Annotated in this window: 19 protein-coding genes; 9 read left to right on the top strand and 10 right to left on the bottom strand. The window is 38.8% G+C overall.

What is annotated here, in order from left to right; translation table 11 throughout:
• Positions 1-10: 10 nt before the first annotated feature.
• Together ABVM49_RS05670 and ABVM49_RS05665 are read right to left on the bottom strand one after the other, a co-directional pair.
• Positions 11-991: an OmpA family protein gene (locus ABVM49_RS05670; protein WP_405203398.1), complete on the bottom strand. Its 981-nt coding sequence runs from the start codon at positions 989-991 to the stop codon at positions 11-13.
• Positions 992-1,028: 37 nt separating this feature from the next.
• Positions 1,029-1,793, bottom strand: coding sequence for an exodeoxyribonuclease III (locus tag ABVM49_RS05665; protein ID WP_375252570.1), 765 nt, complete (start codon positions 1,791-1,793; stop codon positions 1,029-1,031).
• Between the two features lie 118 nt (positions 1,794-1,911).
• Between ABVM49_RS05665 and ABVM49_RS05660 the strand changes: the two genes are divergently transcribed.
• Both ABVM49_RS05660 and ABVM49_RS05655 read left to right on the top strand, forming a co-directional pair.
• Positions 1,912-5,337: a hypothetical protein gene (locus tag ABVM49_RS05660; RefSeq protein ID WP_405203397.1), complete on the top strand. Its 3,426-nt coding sequence runs from the start codon at positions 1,912-1,914 to the stop codon at positions 5,335-5,337.
• A 38-nt stretch (positions 5,338-5,375) separates the two neighbouring features.
• Positions 5,376-5,720, top strand: a complete 345-nt coding sequence (locus ABVM49_RS05655) for a hypothetical protein (protein ID WP_405203396.1) — start codon at positions 5,376-5,378, stop codon at positions 5,718-5,720.
• A gap of 74 nt (positions 5,721-5,794) precedes the next feature.
• Here the strand turns inward: ABVM49_RS05655 and ABVM49_RS05650 are convergent, their stop codons facing one another.
• The 3 genes from ABVM49_RS05650 to ABVM49_RS05640 form a co-directional block, all read right to left on the bottom strand.
• Positions 5,795-8,752, bottom strand: coding sequence for a GEVED domain-containing protein (locus ABVM49_RS05650; RefSeq protein ID WP_405203395.1), 2,958 nt, complete (start codon positions 8,750-8,752; stop codon positions 5,795-5,797).
• A 122-nt stretch (positions 8,753-8,874) separates the two neighbouring features.
• Complete coding sequence (locus tag ABVM49_RS05645; protein ID WP_380031956.1) at positions 8,875-10,410, bottom strand: glycine--tRNA ligase; 1,536 nt, start codon at positions 10,408-10,410, stop codon at positions 8,875-8,877.
• A 165-nt stretch (positions 10,411-10,575) separates the two neighbouring features.
• Positions 10,576-11,457, bottom strand: a complete 882-nt coding sequence (locus ABVM49_RS05640; protein ID WP_405203393.1) for a hypothetical protein — start codon at positions 11,455-11,457, stop codon at positions 10,576-10,578.
• 131 nt (positions 11,458-11,588) lie between these two features.
• On the opposite strand from ABVM49_RS05640, the gene ABVM49_RS05635 reads away from it, so the two are divergent.
• Complete coding sequence (locus ABVM49_RS05635; RefSeq protein ID WP_405203392.1) at positions 11,589-12,191, top strand: ComF family protein; 603 nt, start codon at positions 11,589-11,591, stop codon at positions 12,189-12,191.
• Positions 12,192-12,256: 65 nt separating this feature from the next.
• Positions 12,257-13,897: an Ig-like domain-containing protein gene (locus ABVM49_RS05630; RefSeq protein ID WP_405203391.1), complete on the top strand. Its 1,641-nt coding sequence runs from the start codon at positions 12,257-12,259 to the stop codon at positions 13,895-13,897.
• On the opposite strand, the gene ABVM49_RS05625 is transcribed toward ABVM49_RS05630, so the two are convergent.
• Positions 13,884-14,663 carry a nitrilase family protein gene (locus tag ABVM49_RS05625; protein ID WP_405203390.1) on the bottom strand — a complete coding sequence of 260 codons (780 nt, stop codon included), beginning with the start codon at positions 14,661-14,663 and terminating at the stop codon, positions 13,884-13,886. The two genes, ABVM49_RS05630 and ABVM49_RS05625, sit on opposite strands and share 14 nt — an antisense overlap.
• A gap of 93 nt (positions 14,664-14,756) precedes the next feature.
• Here ABVM49_RS05625 and ABVM49_RS05620 point away from each other — a divergent pair, with 93 nt between their 5' ends.
• From ABVM49_RS05620 to ABVM49_RS05605, 4 genes are read left to right on the top strand one after another with little or no spacing between them, the layout of a single operon-like run.
• Entirely contained in the window at positions 14,757-16,667 is a 1,911-nt protein-coding gene (locus ABVM49_RS05620; protein ID WP_405203389.1) for a DUF294 nucleotidyltransferase-like domain-containing protein, read from the top strand.
• The gene (locus ABVM49_RS05615) at positions 16,668-17,357 is read left to right on the top strand and encodes a PolC-type DNA polymerase III (RefSeq protein WP_405203388.1); all 690 of its coding nucleotides are present in this window, start codon (positions 16,668-16,670) and stop codon (positions 17,355-17,357) included. It abuts the gene before it with no gap.
• Positions 17,354-17,815, top strand: coding sequence for an HAD family hydrolase (locus ABVM49_RS05610; protein ID WP_405203387.1), 462 nt, complete (start codon positions 17,354-17,356; stop codon positions 17,813-17,815). Before ABVM49_RS05615 ends, ABVM49_RS05610 begins: the two co-directional genes overlap by 4 nt.
• 48 nt (positions 17,816-17,863) lie before the next feature.
• A complete protein-coding gene (locus ABVM49_RS05605) occupies positions 17,864-18,016 on the top strand; it encodes a hypothetical protein (protein ID WP_405203386.1) in 153 nt (50 codons plus the stop codon).
• A gap of 56 nt (positions 18,017-18,072) precedes the next feature.
• On the opposite strand, the gene ABVM49_RS05600 is transcribed toward ABVM49_RS05605, so the two are convergent.
• Together ABVM49_RS05600 and ABVM49_RS05595 are read right to left on the bottom strand one after the other, a co-directional pair.
• Complete coding sequence (locus tag ABVM49_RS05600) at positions 18,073-18,543, bottom strand: ankyrin repeat domain-containing protein (RefSeq protein ID WP_405203385.1); 471 nt, start codon at positions 18,541-18,543, stop codon at positions 18,073-18,075.
• A 154-nt stretch (positions 18,544-18,697) separates the two neighbouring features.
• A complete protein-coding gene (locus tag ABVM49_RS05595) occupies positions 18,698-19,129 on the bottom strand; it encodes an energy transducer TonB (RefSeq protein ID WP_380031938.1) in 432 nt (143 codons plus the stop codon).
• 218 nt (positions 19,130-19,347) lie between these two features.
• Between ABVM49_RS05595 and ABVM49_RS05590 the strand changes: the two genes are divergently transcribed.
• Positions 19,348-19,860 (top strand): DUF1440 domain-containing protein, encoded by a 513-nt coding sequence (locus tag ABVM49_RS05590; RefSeq protein WP_405203384.1) that lies wholly within the window; start codon positions 19,348-19,350, stop codon positions 19,858-19,860.
• Here the strand turns inward: ABVM49_RS05590 and ABVM49_RS05585 are convergent.
• Both ABVM49_RS05585 and ABVM49_RS05580 read right to left on the bottom strand, forming a co-directional pair.
• The gene (locus ABVM49_RS05585) at positions 19,857-20,999 is read right to left on the bottom strand and encodes a methionine aminotransferase (RefSeq protein WP_405203383.1); all 1,143 of its coding nucleotides are present in this window, start codon (positions 20,997-20,999) and stop codon (positions 19,857-19,859) included. The two genes, ABVM49_RS05590 and ABVM49_RS05585, sit on opposite strands and share 4 nt — an antisense overlap.
• A 73-nt stretch (positions 21,000-21,072) precedes the next feature.
• Entirely contained in the window at positions 21,073-21,639 is a 567-nt protein-coding gene (locus tag ABVM49_RS05580) for a DUF3109 family protein (protein WP_405203658.1), read from the bottom strand.
• Positions 21,640-21,785 lie beyond the last annotated feature (146 nt).

Below are 21,785 nucleotides of genomic sequence, written 5' to 3'. Positions count from 1 at the left end.
TAGCTTACTATTAATCTATCTCTTGTAACAAAGCCTTTACCTCATCAAGTTTTGGTGTAAGGATTACTTCTATTCTTCTGTTTTTGGCTTTATTTTCTGGCGTGTCATTTTCGGCTACGGGAGCATATTCTCCTCTACCTGCTGCTGTAAGATTTTTGGGATCTATTCCTTTATTCTGGCGCAGTATGTTTACAATAGATGTTGCTCTCTTTGCACTAAGGTCCCAGTTACCTTGTAGGTTACCACTTCCTCCATAAGGCACATTATCTGTGTGTCCTTCTATAAGTACGGCAATCTCTGGGTTATCTGCAAGCACACTACCTAGTTGCTTTACTGCCTTGGTTCCATTTGTACCCACGGTCCAGCTACCAGAATCAAAAAGAAGCTTGTTTTCAAGTGAGACATATACCTTTCCATCTCGTTGCTCTACAGTAAGGCCTTTACCTTCAAAATCTGTGAGCGCTTTAGATATCGCATCTTTAAGACCTCTCATTTTTGCATCTTTTGCCGCAATAAGACCTTCTAGCTCATCTACTCTGGCAGACCTATCTGCTAGATCTTTTTGTAATCGCTCTAGTCGCTTACGCTCTGCTTCAAGCGCTGCTGTTTTTTCGGCAAGGTCATTTTGTTTTGATTCTAGCTCTGCAAGCAGTTGTCTGTTCTTCTTTGAGTTTTCTGCTATTGAGGCACTGCTGTTAGTCTCTAGTGCATTATAGCTGTCTTGTAATTGTGCAAGATTTGCCTTTGCAGCATCATACTCTCCACTTACTTCATTGTATTTATTAGATAATGCATCAAGATCTACTAGAGCAAGATCACGCTCTTCTTTAGTTTTTTCTAGAGCAGCTTTTGCTTCGGCAAGCTCATTAGACATATTGCGGTTATCTTTTCTAAGGCGGCTATATTTTGCCTCAAGATCTTTAAACTTTTTTGCAGGTACACAAGATGCTAGCGCACTCACAGCCAGAAGGCATATCAGTATTTTTTTCATTTTATAACTTTATTTTATGTGTAAAATTTAGTGATCTTTATGATAAGTCAAGCTCTACCATATGAGGGCAGTGATCACTATGCTTTGCATCAGAGAGTATAATTGCTCGTGATATTTTATCTTTAAGAGGTTCACTCACCATATTATAATCTATACGCCAGCCCTTATTGTTTGCTCTAGCATTTGCTCTATAACTCCACCAGGTATAGTTATCTGGTTCTTTATTAAGATGGCGAAAAGAATCTATAAAGCCGCTCTCCATAAAATTACCTATCCACTCGCGCTCTACAGGTAAAAAGCCACTTACCTTTTTATTACGCACAGGGTCGTGTATATCTATAGCCTCGTGACATATATTATAATCTCCACCTATCACAAGATTAGGTTTATCTTGCTTGAGCTCATTTACGTAATCTTGTAATAAATCCATATACTCCAGCTTGTGCTCAAGGCGGGCACTATTAGTACCAGAAGGTAGATACATACTCATCACAGACACGTCATCAAAATCTACACGTATGTTGCGCCCCTCAAAATCCATAGAGGCGATACCAGTACCATAGTCTATGTGCTTTGGTGTCTTTTTAGTAAGTACGGCTACTCCACTATATCCTTTCTTTTGTGCACTAAACCAGTAGTGCTCGTATCCCAGTTCTTCAAAAACGGCAACATCTACCTGGTCTGGTGTAGCTTTAGTTTCTTGTAACAAGACCACATCTGGATCTGTTTGCTTAAGCCAGAGTGCAAAATCTTTGCGCAATGCAGCACGAATTCCGTTTACATTATAAGATACTATTTTCATACGTTGCTTTATTAAAGTGCTAAGTTATAAATTAGGTTTTTTCACTCCTCTTAAAAACCTTATAAAGTTTACCTTTACGAGTAGGTACTATTAAGCCTAGTATGGAGTTTTACTATAAATGCGGTTATTTTACGTCATCATATGTTTTCTATTTACCAGCACGCTACTGGCTCAACAAACTCGTACAGTAAAGGTTGCGACTAGAGATACTATTGTGATAGACTCTGTAAGTATTAATCCATCCCTTTTTAGTATAAAATCACTCACGGGTAAGACAGTAGACAGTTCTTCTTACAGTGTAGATTATGCAAAGAGTATTCTTTCGCTTAAAGCGAAAAAAACCACACTCCCAGACAGTCTAGAGATTACATACAAACTGTATCCAGATTTTCTCACTCGCAGCTACTCAAAATTTGATAAAAGTCAAATCGTAGAAAGCACTGGCGCTCTAGATAAACTTGTAAGCCTTGGTGTTGATAAAAGAAAAAATAGCGCCCAGCCCTTTTCTGGTCTTAACGTGAGCGGTAGCATTTTAAGAGGAGTCGCCGTGGGTAATAGTCAAAACAGCACGCTCAACTCCGAACTAGATTTACAAATAAGTGGTAAGCTTAGTGAGAAAGTCACCTTACGGGCTTCTTTACAAGATGCTAACATCCCAAGCCAGCAAGGAGGGTACTCTCAAAATCTGGACGAATTTGATCAAATATTTATAGAACTCTTTTCAGACAACTGGAATATAAGAGCAGGAGATATAAATCTTCAAAACACAGATTCCTACTTTGGCCAGTTTACAAAAAAGATTCAAGGGCTTTCATTATCAGGCACTATTAATCACTCAGACACAAAAAGCACAGACCTCTTTGGCTCCGGGGCGCTCGTGCGTGGGGTATTTACACAAAGTACATTTACAGGTCAAGAAGGTAATCAAGGACCTTATAAACTCACAGGACCTAATGGCGAACTTTTTGTGCTTGTGGTCTCTGGTAGCGAGACAGTATACGTAAATGGCATCCCGCTGCAACGAGGAGAAAATGAAGATTATGTAATAGATTACAATGCTGGAGAAATACGTTTTAACGCTACATATCCCATCACAAGCGAGATGCGTATTAATGTAGAGTATCAATTTTCTGAGCGAAGATATACTCGCGTGCTGGCCTATGCGGGGGGAAGCTTTCGCGAAAGCGATAACCTAAAAATTGCTGCTCACGTATATTCTGAAAGTGACGTAAAGAACCAACCTTTACAACAAAACCTAACCACCGAACAAGTTGCCATTCTAGAAGCCGCAGGAGATAACACTGCCGAAATGGTAGCACCCAGTGCCGTACCCGATACCTTTGACACTAATAAAATACTATACCGGCAGATTATAGTAAATGGTGTAGAGGTCTTTGAGTTTAGCACAGACCCAGATGAGTCTCTGTTTCAAGTGCGATTTACTAATGTAGGTGTTAACCAGGGTGACTATGTTTTGAGTACAACAAACACATTACAACGCACTTTTGAGTACGTAGCTCCAGTAAATGGTGTGCCACAGGGGTCTTTTGCGCCAGAGGTACAATTGTTTTCACCCACGTTACTGCAACTAGGTGTTGTGAATGGTAGTTATACACCATCTGAGAAGACCTCTATAAATTTTGAAGCTGCAGGGAGTAAAAATGACACTAACACATTTTCTACTCAAGATGATGGTGATAATAACGGTTATGCTTTACACCTTGATGTAAATCAACACCTTATCAAGAAAGATAGCACCAAGCTTCTCAAAGCATTTGTAAATTGGGATTATATCCAAGAAGACTTTGTAAATGTAGAGGGGCTTTATAATGTGGAGTTCAATCGTGATTGGAATTTGGAAAATTCGCTGGCAAACGCAAATGGACTCTTGCTAGGTACACAAAATTACAGCACGCTAGGCCTTGACTATACAGATCTGCAAAATGGCGCACTTACGTATACTTTTCAAAATCTACATTTTGATGGATACTATAACGGTTTGCGACATCGTCTTTTAGGTAGATGGCAATTAGGAAATCTAAAAACTATCGCAAACGCAAGTATACTGTCTACAGATGATTTACTGCTCAGTACGAACTTTACACGAGTAAATGCACGAGCGATTTATGACTTAAAAAATGCGTGGGTGGGCAGCTCTCTGCAACTAGAAGATAACTTACGTATTGCAAAAAGTAATGACTCTATCACACCAGATAGCCAGCGCTTTAATGAGTATGCCCTTTACACAGGGATAGGTGACAGCACAAATATTTATGTAGAAGCAGGTTTTAAATACCGTACTAATGACAGCTTACGACTTAACACAATAGAGCGGGTTAATACTTCAAATACGTATTACCTAAAGTCACAGCTTCTTAAAAATGAAAAGACAAACTTGTCCATCTTTGTAAACTACAGAAACCTGGTATACACAGACCAGCGAGAGAGTGAGAACTCACTTAACTCACGATTACTTTATGACCAGCGGTTTGCAAATGATATTGTTAGGTTAAATACTGTTTATGAAACAAATAGTGGCACACAACCTCAACAAGAATTTACCTATATACAGGTAGATGAGGGGCAAGGAACACACACCTGGAATGATTATAATGGCGATGGTGTGCAAGAGCTAGATGAATTTGAGATTGCACAGTTTCAAGATGAGGCAGATTATGTACGAGTTTTGTTACCCAATCAAGTTTTTGTACGGACGCATCAAAACAGATTAAGCCAGCAACTCACCTTGCAGCCGGGCCAGTGGTCTGGACAGAAGGGTATTAAAAAATTCTTGTCACATTTTTATAACCAGACGAGTTATATACTTGACAAAAAGGTGTTGCGTCTTTCTAACGATTTTAGTCTGAACCCATTTAACGAAGATGAAAACGAAATAGGTGCCACCATAAACTTGAGGAACACACTATTCTTTAACAGAGGTAAACAGCGGTATACCACCTCATATAGTTTTTTATCTAACACCTCAAAAACATTACTTTCTACCGGGTTGCAAGAAGGAAAATTACTCACACATCAACTTAACTTTTTACATAAGACTAAGGAGAGCTGGCTTTTTAATTTTAAAACTAGCGTGGGAAGTACACAGAGTATCGCCGAAAATTTTGTCTCTCGTAACTTTGATATTGATAATAGTGGCTTTAATCCTAAGGTGTCATACCTTTTTGGAAAGCAATCTAGGGTATCATTGTTTTATGAATTTCAAAACAAAGAAAACCAGAGCGAGGGACAAGAAAGATTAGATCAACAAAATCTTGGCATCTCCTTTGCACTAGCAGATTTTGAAAAGATATCTGTTTCGGGTGAGATGAAGTTTATAAATAATGATTTTCGCGGAAGCGCATTCAGCCCAGTCGCTTATCAAATCTTAGAAGGACTACAGCCAGGATCAAATTTTACGTGGAATGTAATCGCACAAAAAAGAATTACAAAGTTCTTAGATCTTAATGTCTCCTACTTTGGAAGAAAGAGCGAAGAAACTAGAACAATTCATACTGGTAACATACAGATTAAAGCGTTCTTCTAATTTTTTACGATATTTAAAGCACTAAAAATAACCTATTTATGAAAACAAAGCTATTTATTACCGGTATCACCTTAGTGACAGGGCTTGTGCTCGCAAGCTGCGGTCAAAAAGCTACTACTGAGGAAAAAGCAAAAGAAGAAACTACTATGTCATTTGATACTACGGGATACACATCTGGAACAATTGTACAATCTAAGGCAGAAGGTGATTGTGAGTGGACGATAAAGCTTAAAGACGGTCGTTTTTTAGACCCTATGATTATAGATAAAGATTTTATGAAAGACGGTGCTACCGTATGGATCAAGTTTTTACCACAAAGACGTATGCAACGTTGTGACAAGGCAAATCCTGTTGACCTTACAGAAATTAAAATGGCTGAGTAATAGTATCACCTATGTAAAATAAAAGAGCCGTTGCAAATGCAACGGCTCTTTATCTTTATAATAAGATGTTGTTTTTATTTTACAACTAATTTTTGAGTTCTCATAGATGTTCCATCTAGCGTTCCTACTTGCACGATATAAACACCTTTTGAAACATAGTTCATATCAAGACTGTAAGTGTAGCGATCACCCTCCTTCGTCATATTATAGTAAAGAACTTCCTGTCCTAACATATTATAAACTCTAAGGCCAGTTAAATCTTCATAGCTCGTTATAAAATTGATATCAAAATTATTTTTTGATGATTCAACGATTGAAAAATCTGCTTCGGCAAATTCTTCATCTTGGAGACCTAACAGCATACCAGTGATATTTGCCGTAAAGTCATTAGTTCTTCCAAAGGCTAAATCCCCACAAGGGTCCAAAACATCACCAGCAGTACTCTCATCTTCTCCGCGTAAACGCATTCTATGCATTCCAGTAGTTAGGCCTGGAAAGTCGTTAAAATCAATTGTAAATTCAAAATCTGAATTTGCACTTGCAACTTGCTCACTCGAAACAAGCTCATCATCTTCAAAAGCATTATTATCATTAAAGTCTATCCAAAGCGCATAAATAGAATCATCAAATCCCATCTGTAAAGTACCTACAAATGGATTTTCTTCTAAAATAAAATTGAAAACAACATCAGAATTATCGCTATACCCCTCTGACGTAGTACTACACGATACAGAAATATCTTGATCTGCTAACTGAAACTCTGTTACTCCATCATCAAACCCAGCACAATTTGATACTGGCTGGCATATGAAATTACTTACTTCAAATGTAAAATCATCATTACTCTCATCTGCATCACCAGTAATCTCGGTTCCCGCAACTATCGTGTAATCTCCAAGTTCTGAAAGGTCTATGGTAGCAGTAAAAGTATATGTCGCTGTTTCTCCACTAGCAATAGATCCTGTAAAGGCCTCTTGTACAGGAGCTCCACCATCTAAGGTATAGAATACAGGTATTGACGTTTGTGTCTCTCCGCCAAAGTTTTGAATAGTTACGGTTACAACTTCTGCATCAGATAATCCTGAACCTGACTCTGGCGTTGTAATAGTCACAACTCCAGTGTCTATAGGGTTTAGATGAGTTACTTCCTTAGTAGTAGAATCATTTGAGTTATCTTCATCTTCTGCAAATGATGTAGAAGCTACGATAGAATACGTTTGACCTACTGCAGATAAATCTGCTTGGGTTGCAAAAGTAAATGTAGCAGAAGTAGCAGATGGAATTGTTCCGATAAATGCTTCCGTCACTAAAGCTCCTCCATCTATTTGATAAGTTACATCAAACCCTGATTTATCATTTTCGCCAAAGTTAAAAATAGTTACAGTTACATCTTCAGTTGCTGTTAGTGTACCCGTTACCGGTGTATCAATACTAGTTACACCTAGATCATTTGGAAAGTTAGGTGCAATTTGAAAAACACCCAATACATTAGCACGACCACTCGCTCCTACATATTCATTTAAGAACCAAAATTCTTTACCGTTTACTGGATCTACATCCATCTTTCCGTAATCTCCATAACGTTCAGATCCAGGTATATTTCCTGATCCTTTTGCTATTAGTGTTTCTTCAACACTCATTGTACCTGGAGCATCTGCAGCATACCTTCCTGTATAATATGAACTTAATACTAAGTCCACACTTCCATCTGTAGGTGTGTCTGGCCCTGCCATAGCTGTATACCCTAAGCCTATATTTCCTTGAGAGTCCATAGCCATACTACCGTGCCAAGCGTGTTTTCCGTCTGGAGCTGTATATGTTCCTTCTTGGAATAAAGACCAAGCACCTCCATCACTATCTTGTCTAAGCTCGACCCATCTTATTCCTGCTAGCTCTGCAGCACTACCGTCTGTATCTACAACAAAGTTAAATACCGCTGAATTGTGGTCTCCAAATTTTCTAAATTGCGCTTGATTCATAATTGTAGCTTGTAAAGCATCAATATCTTGACCTCCAGGCTGTGTTAGGTTTGCAAATGACCCATTATCAAATACAGATACAAAAGGTGCTGTTGATATTTCTAATGGAGCAGAAACTGTAGAATTTGCTGGCGTATCCCAATCCATTGTTGCTTCCCATAATTTAATATGGTCTGCTGTTACACCTCCCCAAGCATCGTCTTGAAGATAGACAATAGGACATCCTCCTGTTGTTGGGTGATTATCGTCTGTAATATTTAAAGCTTGTGGACTGTGGAAACCACTAGTTACAATACCTGGTAATTCAAAACCTGCCATTTGTGCTGCTGGATCTGGAGTTCCATCTCCAAGAAATGCTCTTTCAAGAACCCATAACTTAGTAGAACCTCCAGTATTTTCAGTCACATAGTACCCATCTCTCCAAACTGACAGTTTATTGTAGTCAGATATACTTGGGAAATTATATACTGTCCACTCAGAGGTTACAGGGTCTGGGCCATTAGATATTGCCACTTGTACGCCTCCCCCTAAGAATGAAACCACCCATCGGTCGGCAAGGTTATCATATGATACGGTAAGATCACAACATCCAGACGCAGGAAAAATATTTCCAGTTCCTAATTGGGCTGTTAACGGGGTACCATCTTTATCAAAAATTCTAAATCCTGTATTAAATACAGCAAAATAGTGGTTTGGACCAACTGCTCCAGAAGGGTCTGTAGGTTGTGAGTTAGAAAGTGCTGTTTCTAAAACAAGACTAGGCGTTCTTCCTTGTATGGTATTAGTACTTCTATGCTGGCTATGAGCAAGAATATCATCTCCAGTTGATCCCTTTCCAGGTACAATCTCATACTTAGAGGCACGACCATCTTGCATAGGCACTGGCTTATCTACAGAAGGGATAAGTTCTGAGCGTGAAGCTATAGATGGCATTTGTGTTACTGTAGCTGCTGTTGTTACAGTAAAGGGACCCACTGGCTCCACTTGCTGTGCAGAAACTCCAAAGCCAAAGGCTAAGAGTGCAATGCACAACAGAAGGTTAATTTTTTTCATTTTGTAGTTTTTGGTTATATAAATAATTTGTTAAAAAGTTCCTAAAAATAACAAAAACACACCTTAAAGCATAAAAAAACGCCCACTAAATGGGCGTTTTAACAGTGTATGCATAATAAATACTATGCTATCCAGTGCTTAAAATTTACTTCCTTATCAATTATTGCTGCGAGGTCTGTGATAAGAACACGCTTTTGTTCCATCGTATCTCTGTGGCGTATGGTCACCATTTTATCTTCTAGCGTATCGTGGTCTACAGTAATACAAAAAGGAGTTCCGTTTGCGTCTTGTCTTCTGTAACGCTTACCTACAGCATCTTTTTCGTCATAAAACACATTAAAGTCATACTTAAGATCATCTATAATTTGCTTTGCTACCTCTGGTAAGCCATCTTTCTTTACAAGCGGAAAAACAGCTGCTTTTACAGGCGCAAGTACAGCAGGTAATTTAAGTACTGTTCTTGTTGTGTTGTTTTCTAACTCTTCTTCAACCAGCGAATTAGAAAATACTGCAAGAAACATACGATCAAGACCTATTGATGTTTCTAGAACATAAGGTGTATAACTCGCATTATCTTCGTGATCAAAATATTGTAGCTTTTTACCAGAGTGCTCTTCGTGTGCCTTAAGGTCAAAATCTGTGCGAGAGTGTATACCCTCTAGCTCTTTAAACCCAAAAGGGAATTTAAACTCAATATCTGCCGCAGCATCTGCATAGTGAGCAAGCTTCTCGTGATCGTGAAAACGGTAATTATCCTCTCCCATACCTAGAGATAAGTGCCACTTCATTCTGGCTTCTTTCCAGTGTTTGTACCACTCCCCTTGTGTTCCAGGTTTTATAAAAAATTGCATCTCCATTTGCTCAAACTCACGCATTCTAAAGATAAACTGTCTTGCAACAATCTCATTTCTAAAAGCCTTACCCGTTTGTGCAATTCCAAAAGGAATCTTCATACGTCCCGTTTTCTGAACGTTTAAGAAGTTTACAAAAATACCTTGAGCAGTTTCAGGTCGCAAGTAAAGATCCATAGCACTCTCTGCACTAGCACCTAGCTTAGTTCCAAACATAAGGTTAAACTGTTTTACATCAGTCCAGTTCTTACTACCGCTTAGTGGGCAACCTATGCCTAACTCTTCTATGAGTAGTTTTACATCTGCCAGGTCTTCTTTTTCTAGTGACTTACCTAGGCGAGATAAAATGGTATCTATCTTTTCTTGATATCCAAGTACACGTGGGTTTGTGCTTAAAAACTCTTCTTTATTAAACGCATCCCCAAAACGCTTTTGAGCCTTCTTTACTTCCTTTTCGATTTTTGTTTCAATTTTAAGGCAGTAATCTTCTACTAGCACATCTGCTCTGTAACGTTTTTTTGAATCCTTATTATCTATTAACGGATCACTAAAAGCATCTACGTGACCAGAGGCCTTCCAGGTAGTAGGATGCATAAAGATTGCCGCGTCAAGACCCACTATATTATCGTGCATTTGCACCATAGATTTCCACCAGTAATCACGTATATTTTTCTTTAACTCTACACCGTTTTGACCGTAATCATACACAGCGCTTAGTCCGTCATATATTTCGCTACTTTGAAAAACGTAGCCATATTCCTTTGCGTGGGAGATTACTTTTTTAAATTGATCGTCTTGTTGAGCCATAGTATGTAGATGGTTATAATACTGATGATTTATGTGGAGCTGTTTCCGCTTTCGCGAAAGCGTAATAAAAACCCCTTTAAACCTCAATAATTGAGAGTAATATTTACTTATTTAACTAGGGGTAAAAATAGTAATCCATCTGTAGTTATGGAAATTGCAAGCAACCTATTTTAAGGTAAGGGTTGTAGAGAGCAACATTGCTTGATCGTGGAAAACGCGCACAGTATATGCACCTCTATCTATTTGCTGTACGGGAAGCACTAGCTCACATATGGTATAGGCCTTATTTGAGTACGGGATTTTAGTTTTTGTATTGTACACAATCTCTTCTCCACTAGGCCACTTTTCTGATCGCTCTACACCTAGCATTTTACCCTGCTCGTTAAGAACTTGCACATAAAAGATTTTATCACCTGCTACTGCCAGTTGATTATCATTTACCGTAAAACATACTTGTATCATCTCTACTCGACTGGCACGAGAGGTGATCACAAATTTGCCACTGTTGCGTTGTATAACGCCGCGTGCAGCGAGGTTACTCACGGTGAGCTTTGCTCCTTGTGTGAGCCTGTTTGCAAGCTCTCTATTAGATTTTTGAATACTGTCTTGAGACTTCTTTGCATCATCTAGTGCTTTTTGTGTCTCTTGCTGGAGTGTTGCCAGCCTTTTAGTTTCTAGCGTAAGGCTGTCATTTTCGGTAATAAAATACTCACGCTCCCTACGTAGTTTTTGTATCTCGAGCTGAAATTGTCGCATCTTTGACCTAGTAACATCTTCTCCTTGAAGTGTCTTTTTGAGCTCTATAAGTCTTACTTGTGCTTGTTTAAGGTTTGTTTTTAACGCATCACGTTCTTCTAGCAGTGTGCTATATTTTGATATTTCTTGCTCAAGTTGCGTAGCTATTTGTGCTTTCTCTGTGAGTAATTGTGCTTCTCTCTTTTGCACCTCACTTTGAAAATCGTACGTATAATACCCTAACCCAGCGACAACTAGACATAGCAGTATAACAAGAATTAGTAAAGTATTATTGGTACTTTTAGTACGCATAGATGGTCTATTATTCGCTCAAAGGCGTTAAATTAGAAAAAAAAAGTAAAACCTTGCTACAATCTTTACGATCTCTGTTTTTTCCTGAAAGTTGTAAATCTTGCGACAATGAGCTTCTTGAGGCAGAAATCATGATTTGCACACAGTGTAGACATACACTCCCTCTTACAGATTTTCATAGGTACAACGACCCTGCAATAAAAAAAGTATTTTACGGGCGTCTCAATCTTGAAGAAGCGACAGCCTTATTTTATTTTGAGAAAAAAGGTCCCGTACAAGAACTCTTACATAACTTAAAGTATAGAGGTCACAAAAACATAAGCGACTTTTTAGGCAACTGGCTAGGTGCAGACCTTGCTACTCTTGATAACTATAAAGAAATAGATTGTATTGTGCCCGTACCCATACACCCTAAAAAGAAGAAAACAAGAGGTTACAATCAAGTATCCGGTTTTGGTAAAGCGCTTGCAAAGTCACTTAATGCAACATATAGAGATGATGTGCTTATAAAGTCTAAGAATACGAAGACTCAAGTTTTTAAAGGCCGTTTTACTCGTAGTGACGAGGTGCTCGATGCTTTTACCGTAGCGGTAGACAACTCGCTAGAAGGAAAGCATATTTTATTATGTGATGACATACTCACTACGGGAGCCACGCTGGAGGCCTGCGCATTGCAGCTGCTTAAAATCCCTAATATTAAGTTAAGTATTGCTGTTATGGCAATAGCGCAATAGGTATTTCGTTTTGGGTAAATTAATTGTTTCTTTGCAAATAGATGAGAGATAACCCTTGGTACTTTATGAACTTAAAAAGAGCAACCGTTTTTGCTCTTGTAATCGTGGGTATGGCACTCACTCTGGTAAATTGTGCAAAACGCGGCTCACCAGATGGAGGGCCTATGGATAGTCTACCTCCCGTGTTTGTAAAAGCGACACCGCCTAACTTTACAACCAACTTTGATGGAGATGAGATACGCATTTACTTTGATGAATATGTAAAGCTCAAAGACTTGCGCAAGCAGCTTATCATCTCGCCTCCTATTGTAAACAGAGTCATCTCTCCACAGGGATCTGCTTCAAAATATATCAAAATTGACATTCAAGATACGCTAGCTCCTAACACTACTTATGTATTTAACTTTGGACTAAGTATTGTGGATAATAATGAAGGAAACCCTTTCCCATCATTTAAATATGTGATGTCTACTGGAGACTACATAGATAGCCTTAAAGTATCTGGAAAAATTATAGATGCTGTGGCAGAAAAGCCAGACAACTTTGTTACTGTAATGCTTTACGAAGCAGATAGTACTTATACAGACTCAACGGTTTATAACAAACCTCCTCTATATGTTACTAATACGCTAGATAGTTTAGACACTTTTACACTAGACTACCTCAAGCCTGGAAAGTATGCGCTTATAGGCCTCAAAGATGAGGATGCAAACTATACCTTCCAGCCTAAAAAGGATAAAATTGCCTTTGTAGAAGAGTTTATTAACGTTCCTACAGACTCTTCTTATACTTTAAAGTTATTTACAGAGGCTCCTGCTTATAAAGCCTCAAGACCTAAGCACGCAGCAGAAGGCAGAATAGCCTTTGGAACCACGGGATATAGAGATAGTATTGTTATTAACCTTCTAACAGATGCAGGAGACAAGCACACCTCAACAATTACTAAAAAAGGTGAAGACACCCTTTACTACTGGTACAAGCCTAAGCTGGCAATAGACTCTCTTATATTTAACGCTACTGCTCCCGGATACTCAGACACCTTACAAGCACGTATAAGAAAACCAAGATTAGACTCGCTCTCATTTTCATCTAAGTACCGAAATGTAGTTTTATTTAATAAGGCTTATCGTATACAGAGTAATATCCCCATAGATAGTATAAACAAAGAGCTTATTACTGTAATAAAAGACTCTACAGAAATAGAGTTTGACTACGCCCTTGTAGAGAATAGTACAGCTATTGATTTTGACTTCAAGAAGGAAGAAAAAACGAGATATAGTATTACGGTCTTACCAAATGCGATTACAGATTACTTTGGACAAAAGAATGACACCTTGCGCTACAAAGCCCAAACTAAGGAAATAGGTGATTACGGTGATATAGAGCTCACACTAGTAAATGCACAAGCATTCCCATATATCGTACAGTTGCTCGATAGTCAAGAAAAGGTGGTAGAAGAGCGCTTTAGTTCAAAAGAAACGGTATTTGAGTTTAAGCTTCTCAAGCCTGGTAAGTATAAAGTGCGCCTTGTAGAAGATGCAAATAAGAATAAAGTCTTTGACTCTGGTAACTTCTTACTAAAGAGACAGCCAGAAATTATAATAAACTACCCTGGTGAGATAGAAGTGCGACCTAGCTGGTTTGCAAAGGAGCGATTTGAGCTACTCCCTAAAGAACAGCCACAGGAAGCTCCTACCCCAGAGTAAATACATCTTTGTCTTGAAGAAACGGCAACTTTGCTCTTGTTTCTTTAATGTGGTTTTTTGAAAGTGTAGCAAGCACTACCTTTTCTTCAACTCTTGCAATAGCCATAGTTTTACCCAGCACATCATATGCAGCGGTATGACCTACATAATTAAGGTTATTTGCATCTGTACCTACTCGATTTACACCTATGGCATAGGCCATATTTTCTATAGCGCGCGCTTGTAATAAAGTATCCCACGCTCCTACTCTTGCCTCTGGCCAGTTTGCCACATATAAGACCACATCATAGCCTGATGTATTTCTTGCAAAAACAGGAAATCTCAAATCGTAACAAACTTGCAATAGTATTTCCCACCCTAGGTAGGTGACAGTGATGGGCGCATCACCAGCTTGATATTTTTTACCCTCACCGGCCATATTAAAGGTGTGCCTTTTATTGTAATAATCTACCGTACCCTCTGGAGTTACAAATACAAAACGATTATAGTACAAATCATTTTCCTCTATAATGAGACTACCACAAATAGCCGTTTTATATTTTTTTGCCTGTGCTTTCATCCACTGCACTGTGATGCCATCCATAGTCTCTGCTAGAGGTTCTGGATTCATAGAGAAACCGGTTGTAAACATTTCTGGCAAGATGGCGAGATCACAGTTTTCTGGTAATTGTGTAAAGTGCTTTTCAAAGGCTAAGCGATTTTGGGCGGGTTGCTCCCAGATTAAATCGCTTTGTATCATTGCTACATTAAGTTGATCTCTTTCCATAGCCTAAAGATAAAACGTATGCCTATATAAAACCACTGTACTATTATAAAAGCTAGCAACTCATTATTATCTTTACGTACCGTCGCACTGTCTATGCAAAACACAATCGCAACACGTATATATGATTTTTTAAAACAATTCCCGCCCTTTCAGTTTATGGCGAGTGACGATCTCTTTAATATATCTACACTTGCAAATGTGCTCTATCTAGATAAAGATCAGATTCTTTTCTCTCGAGACGAGCTTTATAGTGATCGCTTTTATATCGTTCAGCAAGGAGCCATAAAACTCACCAGACCTTCTGGTAATAAGACAAAGGTGGTAGACATTTGTGATGAGGGCGATTTATTTGGCCTTAAAGTAACAAGTGAGAACACCTACCGTACCACAGCAACGGCAAATGAGGAAACTATTATCTACACGATACCGGTAGAAGCGTTTTCCGCTTTCGCGAAAGCGAACAAAGCCATCTCAAATTACCTCATCGCCAGCTTTGCTTCAAACATAAAGGATCCTTACACCTTACAACAAAACGGATCTTTACTCAACATCTATGAGCCCGATCGCAATCAAGACTTGCTAGGCTTGCAGCAAGCAAACTATAGTAAGAATGTAGTAAGTTGTGTCCCAAGTGCTACTGTGCAAGAGGCAGCACAACTTATGCAATCTAGCAGGATAGGTAGCCTGGTTGTAACTAGCAACGAGCTTCCTGTTGGGATTTTGACTAATAGAGAACTGCGCAACGCCATTGCAAGTGGTACAGACACTAAAAGCACACTTACAAAGGATATAATGATTCATCCCGTGGTGTGCGCTCCTGGAGATATAACAGTGGGCCAGGCGCAGCTTATGCTTATAAAGTACGGAGTAAACCATCTCGTAATTACAAAAGATGGAACAGATAGAAGCGCTATAATAGGGATACTAAGCAAGCACGACATTGTAGTCTCATTTGGTAATAGTCCCGCAGAGCTTATTAAAGAAATCAAAAGAGCAGAAAAGACTAAACTCCTACGTATGTCTTGGGAGAAAGCAACAGTGATACTTACCAACTACCTTGACCAAGGCTTACCACTATCGCACATACTCAATATCTTCTCTGAGCTTAAAGGTGCTCTCATATATCGCACGATGGAACTCTCACTAGCCAAAATGAGCGAACCCCCTCCAGTGCCTTTTACTTGGCTAGCTTTAGGGAGTCAAGGCAGGGAAGAGCAGCTGTTATATACAGATCAAGATAATGCCCTTGTTTATGAAAATGTCCCCGCAGAAAAAGAAGAAGCCACAAAAACTTATTTCTTAAGACTGGCAAACCGTATGAACAAACGCCTGCATAAAATAGGCTATGATTATTGTCCTGCAGATATGATGGGGAGCAACCCTTTGTATTGTTTACCCATAAGTGAGTGGAAAGAAAAATTTAAAGGCTGGATATATGACCCCTCACCAGAGAGTATGCTACTCTCGGGTATCTTTTTTGATTACAGGCGTACCTTTGGAAGCCAGCAACTCGTTGACGAGCTCACTACTCATATTTACAGTTTACTAGGCGATAGCTCCATTTTTTATCGATTTATGGCAAAAGATGCGCTTAAAAATCCGCCGCCGGTGAGTTTTTTCAGAAACTTTCTGGTAGAAAGTGATGGGGCTCATAAAGATGAATTTGATATAAAAAACAGAGCAATGGCACCTCTTATAGGTGCAGCAAGAGTGCTTTCTCTATATCACGGTCTCAAAAATGTAAATAGAACTTCTACTAGATACGAGCAACTTGCAATGCTAGAATCAGAAAACCGAGAGTTATATGAAAGTTGTGCTTATGCATTTAAAGCACTACTTAAATTTAGAGTACAACAAGGTTTAAAAAACGGAGATAGCGGCCGCTTTATACAACTAGAGTCATTATCAAAATCTGATAAACTTAAACTCAAGAGATGTTTTAAACCCTTACGGGATGTGCAAGAAGTACTACGTGTGCGATTTCAAACTCAAAACTTAAGCTAAATGTCCTTATTCTTAAAAAATAATGACTCACAACCAGAGTTTTGGATAAAGTATCTTGACGCTTTCGCGAAAGAAAAAAAGGAAAAAAGCTTCTTTAAAAAAACCGCAGATAGCAAGGGTTTACAAAACACAAGATTTGTAGTTTTTGATACAGAGACCACGGGTCTAGATTATAAAAAAGATCGCATTCTTTCCCTAGGTGGTGTTGCCGTGGTAGGTAATCAAGTTATTGCGGCAGACACGCTCGAGCTGTTTTTAAAACAAGACTTTTACAATCCAGCCAGCGCACAAATACACGGAATCTTAAAACAAGGCAATTACCTCAAGGTAAATGAAAAAGAAGCCATTGCCCAGTGTCTAGATTTTATAGGCACAGATATTCTGGTAGGGCATCACGTAGGCTTTGACGTAGCAGTGGTAAATCAATCACTTAAAAGAGCTGGGCTAGGCAGGCTAAAAAATAGACAACTCGACACAGAGATTTTATACAAGAGACTAGTACACCCAGTAAATAGACCTCTACAAGACAAGCGCTACACCCTAGATGAGCTTGCCGAAGCTCTTAAAATACCACTACACGACAGGCATACCGCAGTAGGAGACTCTTTAATCACGGCGCTTGCTTTTATAAAAATTGTTCATAAGCTCAACAGCGATGGCGAGATGAAATTAAAACACCTTTTTAGATGATTAATCAAGACACACTTATTGTATTTGACATAGACGGTACACTTACAGACAGCATACCCACCTATTTACCTGTAATAACCAAAGTACTTGCAGATATAGGTCTTAAAGATATAGATACAGACTATGACAACTACCTGCATCATACAGACCGCTATGCACTAGAGTATAATTATGAGCGTAATTTTGGCAAGAAAGCACCACAAGATTTACGGTACACACTAGACACACTCTTGGGAGAAGAGCTCATAAAACACCCTTCTGTGCCAGAGATAAAAGGTGCTACAACATTACTTGAGGTTCTCATAAACGAAAAGATTCCTTTTGCATATGGTACGGGAGCTTTCCCAAAAGCAACAGTGGTAAAGATGGAAGGGTCTGGTGTGCCATTTATACCAGAAGTACTCGCTACCTCACTAGAAAATGTATCTCGAGTAGGTTTTGTAAAAGAAGCCATATAGAAGTCTAAGGCACATTATGGTCACTCTAGTTTTGAGCGCATCATTGCTGTGGGCGATGGTCTTTGGGATCTCAAAGCTGCACAAGATCTTGAGATAGACTTTTTAGGAATAGGCACAAAAAACAAAGACGCAATGTTTAAAAATGGATGCACGCATTGGGTAAAAGACTATGCAAATTTTGACCTCTCGCAATTTGGATAGATTAAAAATGAGTGCGTAAAGATGGAGAATTACGCTTTCGCGAAAGCGTAAATTTACTACTTACTTTCTAAAATAGCCATTAGCTTTTCTGCTCCTTGCATTTTTGCGTGATCGTAAGCGGTGTTTCCTTTCTCGTCTACGTGGCTTGTGTCTGCACCATTATCTATAAGTAGCTGTGCAATTTCTGACTGTGCAAAAGTTGCTGCATAAATCAAAGCGGTTGCACTATTTAAATTTCTAGCATTTACATCTGCTCCGTGATCTATAAGGAGCTTTGCGATGGCCGCATAACCCTTAAAACAAACACCCATAAGGGCCGTGTTACCAGAAGCATCTTTTGCATTAAGATCTGGTTTGTGCTTAAGCATAGCCTCTGCCATATCTTGATTACCGTAATAAGTCGCAAGTAAGAGTGGCGTTGAACCACGTTGATCTTTTATATTAATAAGCTCTGGGTGTGCCGTTATAATTGCTTTTACCATCTCTACATCTCCGTTGCGTATGGCATCAAAAAGTTTGTCATTCATAATATGTTGTGCTATCGGTCTCGTATGACCGTCAGTTACGGGTTAATATACGTTAATTTTCGGTTTAGAACTGGCGTGAACAATTCCAAGTGGATTCGGACGTAGTCGAATCCGCCGTAATTGCGGTTATACATTGTTGCCTGCAGTATTTTTTTCATTCTGAGTATAATATTTTTACTGCTTCATCGAATTTTATTGGAAAATTATATTTCGAAGCAATTTTTATTCGTTCAGGACCTAATTCAGCCGGACTCCATTCGTTTGGGATTAATTCAGCCAATCTTAGAGCTTCCGAGTTTAATTTTTCATTTTCACTTTTCATTATTTTCGGTTTCTCAAGATTTCCGATACTATCTATTTTAATTGAAATCCAAACTGTTCCTTTTTCGTCAGTCAGATTCATATTCGAGTATATTATTTTCGGAATACTGTCAAGTCCGTATTTAAACTTCGCAGGGTATTCAATCGGGTCGATAATTACGTCCGTCTGATTTTCAATTGAAAGATTATTCAATTCCGTTTTTTGTTTTTCAGTTTTACAACTAAAAATCAGAATCGAAATTATTATGAATAGTAGTTTTTTCATATTGCAGGCAACTAACTTAATGTATAAATATAATCACAAAACAAATATCGCGCTCACAAGCAATCATAATATTTGCCTATAATATGATTTAAGTAATCATTGTAAAAACCTTTGTTCATCTAGTAGCCTCGCTAAAATCTTGTTAATTACAATTCTCTTAAGACGCTAAGCTCAAGTTCTAAACTATATTTAAAAACACGAACCAAAACTATATTACAATGAGTAACTCTGCATTATCAAACTGGCTAGAAAAAGATACAATGGCATCTACCGCTTCGAGAGGAGTTATCTCTGGTGTACTAGGTGGACTTGCAGGTACTATTGTAAAATCTGCAATCGAACGTTTTTTACCAGTAAGACAGCCTAACACAGAAAGCGCGCAACTTAAACTAGTAGATAATATTTCTGAAAAACTCACGGGTGAACCCGTAAGCGCTTCAAACCGGGATCTAGCAGAACAACTGGTAAACATCCCAATAGGAGTAACACTAGGCGCGAGTCTAGGTTATGCAAAACGTGACAGGCCAGAGACTAATGTGGTGGAGGGCGCCCTCTTTGGAACGACAGCATATCTTGCTACACACGAGACATCATTACCACTTATGGGTCTAGAAGAAGCTCCAGAAGACATCCCAGTAAAGTTACAAGCAAATGAGTTTCTGGCTCACGTAGCCTTTGGTATAACTGCAGAGCTTGTGAGAGGCTGGGTGGCTAGAAGACTAGATGATTAAATCTCACATAAAATAGTTGCTGCTTTTTTAAGGGTCTCATTATCTTTTGCAAAGCAAAAACGAAGCATTTTAAAATCTTCTTGATGAAGATTAAAGACTGAGGTTGGTATTGATGCTACTTTATGGTCTTTTGTGAGCCTCTTTGCAAATTCTACATCTTCCTCCTGCGTTATCTCGCTATAATCTAGCATTTGAAAATAAGTTCCAGCAGCGGGTGTTACTTTAAAACGTGAGTCTTTAATTAGGTCTAAAAATAAATCCCTCTTTTGCTGAAAGAAATCATTGAGTCTCAAGTAATGTTCTGGTTCTTTAAGATATGTCGCAAAGGCTTTTTGTGATGGGTGATGTACAGAAAAAACATTAAACTGGTGTACTTTCTGAAACTCCTCCATTAATGCCTTAGGTGCTACTGTATATCCCATTTTCCACCCTGTATTGTGAAAGGTTTTTCCAAAAGATGCAGTAATAAAGCTACGTGCTCGTAGCTCTGGATACCTAGCTACACTCTCGTGTTTTTTACCATCAAAAACAATATGCTCATACACCTCATCACTAAGCAAGATAATATCTGTGCCTTTTAGTATTCTAGACAACTCCATCATATCCTCCTTATCAAGTATAGTACCAGTAGGGTTATGCGGCGTGTTTATAAAAAGCATCTTAGTCTTAGGCGTTATAGCACGCTCTACCGCACTCCAGTTTACTTTATACAACGGCGCCTTGAGTTGTATAGGGACTATAGTTCCTCCATTTACCGTTACTGCTGGCTCATAACAATCATATGCTGGTTTAAGAACAATTACCTCATCTCCTGGTCTTATAAAAGCAGATACAATGGTATAAATAGCTTGTGTGGCCCCAGCGGTCACAGTCACCTCACTTTCTGGGTGATAATAACTATCGTATAATGTATTTATCTTATTTGCTATTTGCTCGCGTAGGCCATATACTCCAGGCATAGGTGCATACTGGTTATACCCATCACTCATAGCCTTAGTTACCAGTTGTTGTAACTTGGGATCACTATTAAATCCAGGAAAGCCTTGAGCAAGATTAATAGCTCCTTCTTGATGAGCAAGCTTACTCATCACTGTAAAAATGGTGGTACCTACATCTGGTAGTTTTGAAGTAAAGTACATCGCAGTTTCTTTTTCTTATGATGACTAAAGATAAGACAACTATACTACAGATAAGACTACAGTAACCTTACTCTTATTTACCCATTTCTGCAGCAGTAGTTTCTAGCTCTGCATACCATTCTTCACCAAATTTACGGACGAGCGCATCCTTAGTAAACTTGTAAACGGGTACTTTAAGTTCTTGCCCCAGTGTACAGGCGTCGTCACAAATAGGCCAGCGGTGATAATTTACTGCCGAAAATGAGCTATACTTTTGTACCCTCACAGGGTATAAATGACAAGAAATAGGTTTTTTCCAGTCTACTTTACCAGCGTTATATGCATCTTCTATACCGCAACTTGCCCAGCCTTTATCATTAAAAGTCACATATACACACTCTGCACCATTTACAAGTGGGGTCTCAAGCTCACCATCACGCACGATTGATGTACCCTGTGCTTCAATAGCGGCGATACCTTCTGGGCGTAAAAATGGTTTTACCTCCTCATAGATGTCTGCCATAATCTTCACCTCATCTTCCTCCAGTGGTGCGCCAGCCTCTCCAGCTATACAGCACTCACCCTTGCAGGCATTAAGATTACAGACAAAATCTTTTTCGATGATGTCTTCAGATACGATGGTTTTTTTGAGTTGAAACATAGATGGCAAAGATACTGCCTTGTGCTTAAAACTATAAGACATTTTTCAACCCACCTTTGGCATTTGTCATAAGGTTTAATTTGCACTTAGTTTTAGAAACCACACTTTTTACACATAGTCCTATTGTGTATCTTTCTAGAGTGATA

It is taken from the genome of Dokdonia sp. LLG6352-1 (assembly GCF_045055815.1).
Classification (GTDB): Bacteria; Bacteroidota; Bacteroidia; order Flavobacteriales; family Flavobacteriaceae; genus Dokdonia; species Dokdonia donghaensis.
Note: the sequence above shows the minus strand (reverse complement) of the source record. Positions and strands in the feature narration are given on the sequence as shown.